A 12207-nucleotide genomic window follows, 5' to 3' on the forward strand; every position below is an offset into this window, starting at 1 on the left:
CCGGCGTACTGGTCCGGACGGCCGCCCGGCGGGCCCCGCTCAGGGCATGGGGAGGCCCTGCACGGACTGCGCGAGCTGTCCCACCGCGGTCACCAGCGGGCCCACCGGCTGGACGAACGCGGTGAGCCGGTCCAGGGCCCGGCGCAGGACCGTGGGCTGCGGTTCCTCCTCGTCGAGTTCCTCCCGCAGCCGCCGCAGTTCCCTGCTGGTCGCCTCCGGGTCGGCGAGCGCCTCCCGGTGCTCTTGGAGCAAGCTCTCCACCTGGTCCAGGAGCCGGGCCGTCCTGGCGGCCTGCTCGGCGTCCTGGGGCGAGAAGGAGACCGAGCCGGCGAACGCCTGGGCGCCCTGCCCCACCGCCTGGTTGCCCACGTAATGGGTGCCTCCGCTGATGACCAGTCCGTTGTTGACGGCAGGCTCCTGACGGCCTCGGTCGTCACGCATGACATGAACCTCCTGCTCGCGCGCGGCTCATCGGCCTACTCGTCGGGGACGGCGGCGGCGCCGGAAGCGGCCGGGCCGGCCTGCCGGGGGACCTGCTGGGTGGCGCGCGCACCGGTGCCGATCGCCTGGTTGCCGACGATGCTGGTGCCGCCCTGCTGGATCAGGCCCTGGTTGAGGATGGTCTGCTGCTGGGCGCGGAAGTCGGTGGTGTCGTAGCCGTGCCGGTCGAGGAACTCGCGGACGGCGGCGAGGGTGTGGCGTTCGACCAGGGCGGTGATCCGCCGGGCGTCGACGACCTGGAAGTAGTTGTGGTAGTCGGGGCTCACCGCCAGCTCCCGGACGCCGACCCGGGCGCCGAAGTCGTACACCGGGTTCTCCCGCATGGCGGTCAGTTCGTCCGCCATCCGTCTGTCGTGGCGGGTCTCGAAGCGGGCGTGGCGCAGCGCGCGGAAGGGCGCGGAGACGAGCGCCGCGCCGGTGCGGCGCAGGGCGTTCACCAGCAGCCCCCGTTTCGCGGCGGGGGAGAGGGCACCGCCGAGGAGGTCCACGACGTGGAAGTCGGAGCGCACCGGGCCGAGCACGTGGTTGTCGGTGTGCAGGTGGAGCGTGCGGCCCACGACCGCGAAGTGCAGGAAGGTGCTCGGCACCACGTCACCGCCCCACAGGGGCACGTGGACGGCCAGGAAGTGGCGGCGGGTGCCGGTCGGGCGGAGCATGATCTCCTCGACCGCTTCGGCCGGCAGCCGGGCGGCCGGGGACACGGCGGTGCCGAAGAACCGTTCGTCGTCGCCGAGGGCGGTGCCGCTCACGAAGACCCGGTCCTCCACGGTGAGGGAACCGAGCGCCTCCGCGGGGGTCCCGGTGCCGGGCTGCCGCGCGGCGACCGCGTGCAGGCGTTCGCGGATCTCGCCGACGAGTTCGGCCGGTGTGAAGGGCCGCGGAGCGGCGGGGCGCGCCCGCAGCCCGGCGGCGTTCTCGGCGGGCAGCAGCGGCACCGCCAGGGACCACTGGGAATCGGTCGCCGCGTAGCCGACGAACGGGCTGTATCCGCTGTAGACGGTGACGTTGCCCTCGCGTGCCTCCTCGATGGCGGCCAGCCGGTCGCCGACCCACTGCGGCCGGCCCGCCACGGGGCCGGCCGGCGCGGTGAACGTCTCACGGGTCAGGGTGGTGCGCAGCAGCTCGTCGACGTCGAGGTCGTGGCCGAGGACCGTGGCGTACGCGAACGCGGCGGCGCCCACCGAGACGAGCACGGCCGGTACGCCTGCCAGATAGGTGCCCAGCAGCCAGGCCGGGAAGCCGTCCACCGGCAGGGCGGCGGCGGCGACACCCAGGCCGAGGGCGATGAGCGCGGCCACGCCGGCCGAGACGGCGGCGCCCGCCAGGACCGCGGCCGCGGGCTGGGGCCGTCCCCGGGTCGTCGGGCTCGGCCGGCCCTCGGCCGCCTGCCGGGGAAGGGCCAGGACCAGCAGGACGACGACGAGCCACACCGGCGCGAGCAGCACCACCGCGCCGAAGGCCCCGGCCAGGCGCAGATCGCGCCGGTACCGCAGCTCCTGGGCGGTCAGGCAGTGCCGTACCACCGCCGCCGGGTCGACGCCGGGGGAGGCGGCGACGGCGCTGGTCTCGTCGGCCAGCACCTCCTCCAGGACCCGGTCGGCGAAGCGTTCGTCCAGGTAGGCCCCGGCGCACAGGTACCGGGTGGCGTCCCCCGGCGCGCTGCCGACCGGCAGGTGGATCGGTGCGGTCGTCATGGTCGCTCCCCCTTCCGCGCGGCGTGCTCCGGGCCGCGCTCCGGTGCTCTCCCCCGACCACCCGGCCAGCGTGCACGCCAGCAGCGAGCCGGCCGCGAGACCGAAGATCAGGGCGCCGCGCAGCGCGTTCGTCACCAGCGTGCCGGCCGGCGCCAGACGGACCTCGTCGACGAGGCCCGTGTACAGGCCCAGCCCCGCGAAGTTCGCGACCAGGGTGGCGGACACGCCCACCGCCAGACAGCCGGGCCACCCGGGTCGCCGGCGGGCCGACAGCCACCGGCCGAGCAGGACGAGGCCCGCGAGCAGCACCAGCACGCCGAGGTCGACCGCGACCAGGGCGGACGCGCCGCCGTACCGTTCGGGGTCGATGTCCCATCCGGGGGTGAAGGCGGCCAGCAGCAGCCAGCGCAGCGGCTCGTTCGCGAACCCCTCGCCGTAGAACCTCTGCGCGTAGAAGTCCGAGAGCGGTTCCTGAGCCGGAGGGCTGCCCGCGAGCACGATGAGCACGACCGGCAGTGCGAGGCGTGTGCGCAAGCCCACTGCGTGCCCCCTCCCCGTTCCCCCCGGACCGGTGGCCGCACTCTATGGCATCGCCCCCGCCGTGCGCCCCGGAACGGCGGACACCGGATGGCCCGGCGGGCGCCTACTGCCGGTACCCGCTGAGGAACCGGCCGATCCGCCCGATCGCCGCCTCCAGGTCGTCCGCGTGGGGCAGGGTCAGGATGCGGAAGTGGTCGGGGGCGGGCCAGTTGAAGCCGGTGCCCTGGACGACCTGGATCTTCTCCTGGAGCAGCAGGTCCAGGACGAATCTCTCGTCGTCGTGAATACGGTGCACCCGGGGGTCGATCCGGGGGAAGGCGTACAGCGCGCCCTTGGGCTTGACGCAGGACACGCCAGGGATCTCGTTCAGCCTCTCCCACGCCACGTCGCGCTGCTCGCGCAGCCGTCCGCCGGGCGCGGTCAGCTCGTGGATGGACTGCCGGCCGCCGAGCGCGGCCTGGATGGCGTACTGGGCGGGCGCGTTGGCGCACAGCCGCATGGAGGCCAGCATGGTCAGGCCCTCCAGGTAGTCCCTGGCGTGCTGCTTGGGCCCGGTGACGACCAGCCAGCCGGAGCGGAACCCGGCCACCCGGTAGGTCTTGGACAGCCCGCAGAAGGTGAGGACGACCAGGTCGGGCGCGAGCGCGGCGGCCGAGTGGTGCACGGCGTCGTCGTACAGGATCTGGTCGTAGATCTCGTCGGCGAGGACCATCAGGCCGTGGCGGCGGGCGAGGTCGCAGATTCCCTCGACGATCTCCTTGGGGTAGACCGCGCCGGTGGGGTTGTTGGGGTTGATGAGGACGACCGCCTTGGTGCGGTCGGTGATCTTCGCCTCCATGTCGGCGAGGTCGGGGTACCACTCGGCCCGCTCGTCGCAGAGGTAGTGCACCGCCTTGCCGCCCGCGAGGGTGGTCACCGCCGTCCAGAGGGGGAAGTCGGGGGCGGGGATCAGGACCTCGTCGCCGTCCTCCAGGAGGGCCTGTACGGCCATGGAGACCAGTTCGGAGACGCCGTTGCCGAGGAAGACGTCGTCGACGTCGACCTCCAGGCCGAGGGTCTGGTAGCGCTGGGCGACCGCGCGGCGGGCGGAGAGGACGCCCCGCGAGTCGGTGTAGCCGTGCGCCCGGGGCAGCATCCGGATCATGTCCTGGAGGATCTCCTCCGGCGCCTCGAAGCCGAACGCGGCCGGGTTGCCGGTGTTCAGGCGGAGCACGCTGTGGCCCGCCTCCTCCAGCGCGTTGGCGTGCTCGATCACCGGGCCGCGGATCTCGTAGCAGACCTCGCTGAGCTTGTTGGACTGACGGAACTCCATGCGCCGCATCCCCTCCGGTGACTGGTGTTGCTTGGTTTTACCAAGTACGCGCTTGGAAAGTCCAACACGTTGTCTACACTGCGTCGCATGTCACCTCGCCGAAGCTACGACCAGTACTGTTCCGCCGCCCGCGCGCTCGACGCGGTCGGCGACCGCTGGACCCTGCTGATCGTCCGGGAGCTGCTGGCCGGACCGCGGCGCTACACCGACCTGCACGCGGACCTGCCGGGTGTCAGTACGGACGTCCTCGCCTCCCGGCTGAAGGACATGGAGCGCGAGGGCCTGACGACCCGGCGCAGGCTGCCCCCGCCCGGCGCGGTCTTCGTCTACGAACTCACCGCGCGGGGACGCGCGTTGCTGCCCGTGCTCCAGGCGCTCGGCGCGTGGGGCGCGGACGAGCTGGGGGAGCGCCGGCCTACCGACGCGGTGCGCGCCCACTGGTTCGCGCTGCCCCTGCTGCGCGGGCTCCCGGGCGAGGGGCTGGTCGAAGTACGCCTGGACGAGGGCGAGTTCCACCTGTACGCCGGTGCCGAGGAGGGCCCGGTGTACGGCGAGGGCCCGGCCCCCGCCGCACCCGACGCCCGGCTCGTCCTGGACGCCGCGACCTGCGCGGCGGTCGGCCGGGGCGAACTGAGCCTGGCCGAGGCGGTCCGCACCGGACGGGCCGAGGTGAGCGGGGAGGGCACCCTGGCGAAGGCGCTGCGGGAAGGGTGAACACGAAGGTGACGGGGGCCCGTTCGCGGCGGGCCCCCGCGGGTCACACTCCCGGCGGTACGTGCCGGGGCCGTCCCGACCCCCGGGTCAGGGCGTACCCGCCCACGCCCGCCAGCGCGGCCAGCACGCCGCCGACGGCCGTCCACACCCAGCGGTCGGACCACCATCCCGAGGACCAGCCGTCGTCGGGGTCGAGGTCGAACAGCGCGGCCTCGTCGTCGGACTTCACGGCCACGCCCGGCACCAGCGGCTCCGCCAGCGAACCGTCCACCGCCGCCGCGCCGCCCATGTCCTTCGAGTCCACCCGCACCTCGGCGTCGACCGGCAGCCCCAGGTCGGAGGTGGGGACGCCGGTCACCGTCAGCCGGACGTAGTACGTGCCCGGCAGCGGGTCGTCCGCCCACGGCTCGGACCAGGCCCGGACCGTGCGCAGCACGCAGGCCAGCTCCACCGAGGACGTGCCCGGCGCGGCGGTGCGGGTCTGCGCCCCGTACTGGCACGCCTGGCGGCGGCGCAGCCCGTCGTACACGTCCACCTGCCAGGTCTGGGCGGCGTGCGTGTCCGGCAGCTTCACGGTCGCCCGCACCGTCGGCCGCTGCCCGGTGTCGGCGGGGAACGACCAGTACAGGTAGTCGCCCGCCGAGCCGCTCGCGGTGGCCCGCTGCCCCTGCTCGATCTCGGTCGCCGTGCGGAACGACGTGCCCGCCTCCGTGGGCGCCCCGCCGTCCGCCGACGGCGACGGCGAAGAGTCGGCCGCCGCCGGGGCGGCGGCCAGGCCCAGCAGCAGCGCCGCGGCGCCCAGCACTCGTGCGATACGCATCAGTTGGTCCTCCAGACCGCGACCCGCCAGCGGGACACCCAGCCCCACACCAGTCCGGCGAGGAAGCCCGCCAGGACCAGCACGCCGAGCAGCCACCAGCCCCGCCCGAGCCCGAACGAGGCCACGTCGTCCGCGTCCGACGGGCCGTCCACCACGTCCACCGTCAGCTCCAGCGGCAGCCCCGGCGCGGCCTTCACACCGGCGCCCGCCGCGAAGGAGTGCGTCACCTGGAGGCACACCGTCTCGGCGCGCTCCCCGTCCTCGTCACCGGCCTCCGCCTTGGGGTAGCGCAGGCCCGTGGAGACCACGTCGGTGCGGCCGTCGCCCGCCGCCTCGCCGCGCACGATCTCCCGGCCGTGCGCGGTCACCGCCCGCAGCAGCACCCCGTAGGAGGGCGCCACCGCGCGGTCCGCCGACACGCTCACCGACGCGCGCAGCTCCCGGCCCGGCGGCACCTCCACCCGGTACCAGCGCTGCTGCCCGAACTCCTCGCGGTCGGTGAACAGCCCGGACTTCAGCGCCGGTGCCTTCGCGCAGGTGTCCGCGCCCTCGGCGGCCACCGGCGTCACCACCGGCGCGGCGGCCCGGTCCACCAACTGGTTGACCCGGTCGGTGAGTTCGTCGGCGTGCTCGACCGAGGTGTACGTCCCGCCGGTCGCCTCGGCGATGCAGCTCAACTGCTGCCGCATCTTGGCGTTGGGGACCAGGCCGAGGGTGTCGATGGTCAGCCCGATGCCCTTGGCGGCGATCTCGCGGGCCACCTCGCACGGGTCGAGCGGGGCGCAGGTGTCCTCGCCGTCGCTGATCAGCACGATCCGCTTGGAGCCGGCGCCGCCGTCGAGGTCGTCGGCCGCCTTCAGCAGGGCGGGCCCGATCGGGGTCCAGCCGGTGGGCGCGAGCGTCGCGACGGCCGCCTTGGCCTCGGTGCGGTCCAGCGGCCCCACCGGGTAGAGCCGCGCGGTGTCCTGGCAGCCCCGCTTCTGGTCGTCGCCCGGGTAGTCGGCCCCGAGCGTGCGGATGCCCAGCCGGACCTCTTCGGGAGTGGCGTCGAGCACCTCGTTGAACGCGCGCTTCGCCGCCGCCATCCGGGACCCGCCGTCGATGTCCCGGGTCCGCATGGAACCGCTGACGTCCAGCACGAGGTTGACCTTCGGCGCGTCCTCGCCCGTGGGTTCGCCGGCGGAGGCCCCGGCCGGCAGGGCCAGTTGGGCCGCCAGCGCGGCGAGCAGGGCACCCACGCCCGCCGCGAAGCGTTTACTTGTGATCATCGGCGGATCTTATGGACCGGGGCCGCCGGACTCCAAAACGGGACGTCCTCAACCGGACCGGGGACGCAGCGGATTGGGCAGCTCCGCCCAGAGGTCGCCGGACCGCCCCGGCGTCAGCCGCATCAGCGTCAGCGCCTTCGCGGGCAGCGGCCGCTCGCACAGCGCCACCAGATCGGGCGTGCGCGGCAGTTCCCGCACGGCCGCCGCCAGCGCCGCCCGCAGCGCCGCCGCGTCACCGGCCGTCCCCGCGAGCGCCCCGGCCACCAGGGACCCGAACAGCTTGCGGCGCAGCACCTCGGCGTCGTCCGTGACCATCCGGGCGGGCAGGTCGGGGACCGCGATGCCGTGCCGGGCCAGCCGGGCGGGGCTGACCCGCAGATCGGCCAGGTCCCGGTAGACCAGGCGCAGCGGCTCGCCCGCCGGGTCCAGCACGACCAGGAGGTTCTGGCCGTGCGCCTCCAGCGCCGCGCCCAGTTCCAGCGCCCGCAGCCCGACCCGCAGGGCGAGCCGCGCGAACCGGGCCAGCCAGGCGGGCGACGCGGGCAGCGAGGTGGTCGCCAGCGCCGCCACCGGCACCACCCGCTCCCCGGGCCCCGCGTACACCTCCGGCGGCTCCCGCAGGACGGCGGCCAGGTCGGGGGAGTGGGCGGTGGCCGCGCCCAGCGTGCGGGTGATGTGCAGCAGGCCGTCGCCGCGCGCCGCGAGCCGCTCGCCGAACGCCGACAGGGCCGCCGACGCGGCCACCGACGCCACCGAGATGTCCCGCACCGAGGAGGTCAGCCGGGCACTCAGCGCGGTCTTGACGTGCGGCCCGCCGGGCACCGCCAGGGTGCGCAGCGACATCAGCGGACGCGCGTCCAGATGCCCGCCGCCCGCCTTCTTCAGCACATGCGCGGCCTGCCACGGATGCACCGGCACCAGCAGTCGCCCCCCGTCCCGCAGCCCGGCCGGCCACTCCCCGCTCACCAGGCACTCCCCGGCCGCCACCGGGAGCAGCCCGAGCGCCACCACCGGCCCGTGCTCGGGCCCGTACGCCAACTGCTCGGCCACCGAGAACCCGGGCCGGGAGCGGCAGTTCGGGTGGAACGGATGCCCGTCCACCACCCGCTGCTCCCACTCCCACCCCTCCCGGGGCCACTCGTCCGGGTGAATCTCCCGCCCGGCCCTCGACAACGCCAAGGACGCCACACTGTGGTCGAGTTCGGCCGCCAGCGCCTCACCGTGCGGCACCGCGAGGTCCGCCGTCAGCCGCGCCGGGTCGTCGTACACCGCCCCGTCGAGGCGTACGGACGTCACGTACCCGTCGGTGCGGTACGGGTCGGCGTCCGGCCCGGACAGCGTCCGGCCGTCCCGGAGCCGCAGGACGGTACCGTCCCGTCCCGGCGCGCGGTCCGCGCGCCACGGCATCGGCTCGTGGACCAGCGCCCGCCAGAGCCGGGACAGCACGGCCGCGCGGGCGCCCGGCAGTCCGGCCGTGAACCGGGGGAGCAGACCGGGCCGCACGGCGGCCAGTTCGCCGGCGACCTCGGTCTCGGCGGTGGGGGGACGGTGCACGGGCGGGCTCCTCGGGTACGCATAGGACGTCACGGCGTCATCGCGGCACGGCCGCAGGGCGTCACGGGGGAGTGACGACCGCAGACATACTGGTCCACTGATCATCTCCGAGACCTGACGGACCGTAGGGACGAGTGGAACGCGTGGATGTCCTGCCCCCGCCCGCCGACGACGACGCCGCGCCGCCCGCCGACGCCGCGCCGCCCGCCGACGTCGCGGCGCGCGCCGACGCCCACGCGGCGGCGCCCCTGCTCAACTGCCTGCTGCGCGAGGTGGCCCGGCCCCTGCCGGACACCCCCGCCGGGCGGCCCGGGTACCGACTGCCCAGCGGCAGGCTGCTGCGCGTGCGCGCCGGACGCCGCCCCGCCGAACCGGAGGTCCGCGCGGCCGGCGCCTGGCACCGCGTCGGCCACCCCGAACTGGTCAAGCTGGTCGCCGAGGAACTGCGCCGCCACACCGGCCTGCCCAACCACGAACTGCCCGCCGAGATGATCGACAGCCGGGACGCCCTCGCCGCGCTGCTCACCGCACGCACGCGTGCCACACCCCCCGACGACCCCTACGTCCGCTCCGAGCAGTCCCTGGTCACCGGCCACCCCCACCACCCCGCGCCCAAGGCCCGCGGCGGCGGCCCGGTCGCGGCCTGGCTGCCGTACGCCCCCGAGGCGTACGCCCGTTTCCCGCTGACGCTGCTCGGGGTGCGCGCGGACACGGTCGTCGAGGAGGGCGACACCAGCGCCCTGGACGCGCTCGGCGAGGCCCCGCCCGGCTACCGGCTGCTGCCCGCCCACCCCTGGCAGCTCGACCTGGCCGCCCGCGACCTCGCGCCCGCCTTCGCCGACGGCCGCCTGATCCGGCTCGGCGAGACACCCTTCGCGGTCCGGCCGACGGCCGCGATCCGCACCCTGTACGCCCCCGGGCGCGACCTGTTCCTGAAGTTCAGCCTGGACGTGCGGATCACCAACGACATCCGCCGGCTCTGGCAGCACGACCTGCTGGGGCTGCGTCGCACGGACACCGCCGTCAGCGGCGCCTTCGCGGCGCTCGGCGGACCGGCCGCCTGGCTCTCCGACCGCGGCTACCGCACCGCGGGCTTCGCCTTCGAGGAACTCGCCGTCCTGGTCCGCGACGGGCTGCGCGACCATCTGCTGCCCGGCGCCACCCCGCTGCTCGCCGCCGCCCTCGCGGAGGGCTTCCCGGGCAGCCCCCTGGACACCGCCGCCGACCCGGCCGCCTGGTGGGAGGCGTACCTCGCGCGGGTGGTGCCCCCGGCGCTGACCGTCTTCGCCGACCACGGCGTCGTCCTGGAGGCACACCTGCAGAACACCCTCGTCGCCGTGGACGCGGACGGCATGCCCGTGCAGGCCCTCTTCCGCGACGCCGAGGGCGTCAAGCTGCTCCCCGGCACGGACCGGGCGGCGGGCTGGGAACGCCTGGTGTACTGCCTGGTCGTCAACCACCTCAGCGAGATCGCCGCGACCCTGGCCGACCGCCACCCCGGCCTCGATCCCTGGCCCGCCGTCCGCCGCGTCCTGGCCGGGCACGGCCTGCCCGAGGCCGCCGCCCTGCTCACCGCGCCCACCCTGCCCGGCAAGACCAACCTGCTGCTGCGCTGGACCGGCGCCGACGGCGCCGCCGCCCGCTACCTCCCGCTGCCCAACCCCCTGGCCGGGCGGGACACCCGCCCCGGGTGAACGTGCCCCCGTCCCTTGCGGGTGGCACCCGCGTTCATGCGGGCGGCGCATAGGAGGCGGCCCGCCCGCCCGGCCCCGCGCCCCGCACCCGCCACGACATGCGGGAACGGCACCGCGATCGTTGCGCCGCCCGAATGAACGGCGGCGGTATTGCGGCAACCGCATAAGAAGAAGACGACCTGTATTTGTCTTCCCCGGCAGAGCGTTCTACTTTTCTCGCGTCTTTCGGATTCCGAATCCGCCGGGCAGGACGGCGGACACGGAATCCCATGCGTACGTCGCGGACGCAAGTCCACCGCTCGGGGGAGTTCTCGCATGACTGGCTTGAATCGCCGCCGCTTTCTGCTGTCCGGATCGGGTGCCGCCGTCGGCGCGGCCGTCACCGCGGCCGGCCCCGCCTCCGCCGCCCCGGCCGCCGCCCGGCCGGCCGGGACCGCCGGCCCGGAAGCCGTCGTCGTCACCCGCGCCGACAGCCGGTTCGGCGACCTGATATCCGGGCTCAACCAGCGCTTCGTCGCCGACCCCGACCGCGTGGTGCTGCCCCGCACCACCGAGCAGGTGGTCGACGCCGTACAGCGGGCGGTCGACGAGGGCAAGCGCATCAGCATCCGCGGCGGCGGGCACTGCTTCGAGGATTTCGTCTTCCATTCCGACACCCGGGTCGTCATCGACATGCGGCTCATGGACCGGGTGTCCTTCGACACCGACCGCTCCGCATTCGCCGTGGAAGGCGGCGCCACTCTGCTGCACGTCTATGAATGCCTTTACCAGGGCTGGGGCGTCACCCTTCCCGGCGGCGCCTGCTATTCCGTCGGCGTCGGCGGGCACGTCAGCGGCGGCGGCTACGGAATGCTCTCCCGCGCCCACGGCCTGACCGTGGACCACCTGCACGCCGTGGAAGTGGTCGTGGTCGGCGCGGACGGGCGGGCCCGCGGCGTGGTCGCCACCCGCGACCCCGACGACCCGCACCACGACCTGTTCTGGGCGCACACCGGCGCCGGCGGCGGCAACTTCGGCGTCATCACCCGCTACTGGTTCCGCTCGCCGGACGCCACCGGCGACGACCCGCGCGCCCTGCTGCCCCGACCGCCCGCCGAGGTGTTCATCGCCTCCGCCGCCTGGCCCTGGGACGACATCACCAAGGACGGCTTCACCGGCCTGCTGGAGCACTACGGCACCTGGCTGGAGGAGCACAGCGACGCCGCCTCGCCCTACGCCGGCCTGTGCTCCTGGCTGATGCCCAACCACCGGGCCACCGGCGACATCACCCTGCTGGCGCAGATGGACGCCACCGCCGCCGACGCCCCCGGGCTGCTGCGGGACTTCTGCGACGGCCTGAACACCGCGCTGGGCCTGGCCGACAGCGTCCGCGTGCCCGACCGCGTCGGCACCCCCGCCCGCTCCCGCCACTTCGCCGTCCAGCGCCTGCCCTGGCTGCGCGCCACCCGGTACGTCGGGACCGGCAGCCCCACCCAGACCGACCCGAACATGCGCGGCAAGCACAAGTCGGCGTACCACCGCAAGGGCTTCACTCGCGCCCAGATCGACACCATCCACGAGCACCTGACCACGGCCGGACAGCACAGCCGGATCGCCGGGCTCGTCATCCCCTCCACCGGCGGCCGGATCGCCTCGGTGGCCCCCGGCGCCACGGCGGTCGCGCAGCGCGACTCCATCATGAAGGTCACCTACGAGGCGTACTGGGACGACCCGGCCGACGACGCCGCCAACATCCGCTGGGTGCGCGAGGTCTACGCGGACGTCTACGCCGCCACCGGCGGCGTCCCGGTGCCCGACGACCGCACCGACGGCTGCTACGTCAACTACCCCGACGCCGACCTCGGCGACCCCCGCTTCAACCGGTCCGCCGTCCCCTGGCACCACCTCTACTACAAGGACAACTACCGGCGGCTGCGGCAGGTCAAGCGCCGCTGGGACCCCAACGACGTCTTCCGCCACCGCCAGTCCGTCCGGCCCTGACCCCGCCCCGGGCACGGGGCGCCGCCGTCACCCGCGCCCCGGCGCCCACCGCCGCGCGACCGGCGGCGGACGGCGCCCACCGGACCCGGGTCCGAACCCGTACCCACGCGACTCCACGGCAGGACCGCGC

At 74.9% G+C, this 12207-nt stretch carries 9 protein-coding genes; 3 read left to right on the forward strand and 6 right to left on the reverse strand.

The window, feature by feature from the left end; translation table 11 throughout:
* Positions 1–39 precede the first annotated feature (39 nt).
* The 3 genes from ACFY32_RS18340 to ACFY32_RS18350 all read right to left on the reverse strand — a co-directional run bounded on the left by ACFY32_RS18340 (position 40) and on the right by ACFY32_RS18350 (position 4047).
* Positions 40–441: a DUF5955 family protein gene (locus ACFY32_RS18340; RefSeq protein ID WP_359198528.1), complete on the reverse strand. Its 402-nt coding sequence runs from the start codon at positions 439–441 to the stop codon at positions 40–42.
* A 35-nt stretch (positions 442–476) separates the two neighbouring features.
* The gene (locus ACFY32_RS18345) at positions 477–2735 is read right to left on the reverse strand and encodes a hypothetical protein (RefSeq protein ID WP_390674703.1); all 2259 of its coding nucleotides are present in this window, start codon (positions 2733–2735) and stop codon (positions 477–479) included.
* A 103-nt stretch (positions 2736–2838) separates the two neighbouring features.
* Positions 2839–4047, reverse strand: a complete 1209-nt coding sequence (locus ACFY32_RS18350; protein WP_359198534.1) for a pyridoxal phosphate-dependent aminotransferase — start codon at positions 4045–4047, stop codon at positions 2839–2841.
* Positions 4048–4134: 87 nt separating this feature from the next.
* Between ACFY32_RS18350 and ACFY32_RS18355 the strand changes: the two genes are divergently transcribed.
* Positions 4135–4761 carry a winged helix-turn-helix transcriptional regulator gene (locus ACFY32_RS18355; protein WP_390674704.1) on the forward strand — a complete coding sequence of 209 codons (627 nt, stop codon included), beginning with the start codon at positions 4135–4137 and terminating at the stop codon, positions 4759–4761.
* Positions 4762–4804: 43 nt separating this feature from the next.
* Here ACFY32_RS18355 and ACFY32_RS18360 read toward each other — a convergent pair whose 3' ends face one another.
* Genes ACFY32_RS18360 through ACFY32_RS18370 form a run of 3 tightly spaced genes read right to left on the reverse strand, consistent with a single transcriptional unit; the run spans position 4805 to position 8403 of the window.
* Complete coding sequence (locus ACFY32_RS18360) at positions 4805–5581, reverse strand: hypothetical protein (RefSeq protein ID WP_359198540.1); 777 nt, start codon at positions 5579–5581, stop codon at positions 4805–4807.
* Complete coding sequence (locus ACFY32_RS18365) at positions 5581–6849, reverse strand: VWA domain-containing protein (RefSeq protein WP_390674705.1); 1269 nt, start codon at positions 6847–6849, stop codon at positions 5581–5583. The genes ACFY32_RS18360 and ACFY32_RS18365 overlap by 1 nt, the downstream gene beginning before the upstream one ends.
* A 48-nt stretch (positions 6850–6897) precedes the next feature.
* The gene (locus ACFY32_RS18370) at positions 6898–8403 is read right to left on the reverse strand and encodes an IucA/IucC family protein (protein ID WP_390674706.1); all 1506 of its coding nucleotides are present in this window, start codon (positions 8401–8403) and stop codon (positions 6898–6900) included.
* Positions 8404–8537: 134 nt separating this feature from the next.
* On the opposite strand from ACFY32_RS18370, the gene ACFY32_RS18375 reads away from it, so the two are divergent.
* Both ACFY32_RS18375 and ACFY32_RS18380 read left to right on the forward strand, forming a co-directional pair.
* Complete coding sequence (locus tag ACFY32_RS18375) at positions 8538–10097, forward strand: IucA/IucC family protein (RefSeq protein WP_359198549.1); 1560 nt, start codon at positions 8538–8540, stop codon at positions 10095–10097.
* A 315-nt stretch (positions 10098–10412) separates the two neighbouring features.
* Entirely contained in the window at positions 10413–12077 is a 1665-nt protein-coding gene (locus ACFY32_RS18380) for an FAD-binding oxidoreductase (RefSeq protein ID WP_390674707.1), read from the forward strand.
* Positions 12078–12207 lie beyond the last annotated feature (130 nt).

The sequence above is a fragment of the Streptomyces sp. NPDC000134 genome (assembly GCF_042899225.1).
Taxonomy (GTDB): Bacteria; Actinomycetota; Actinomycetes; order Streptomycetales; family Streptomycetaceae; genus Streptomyces.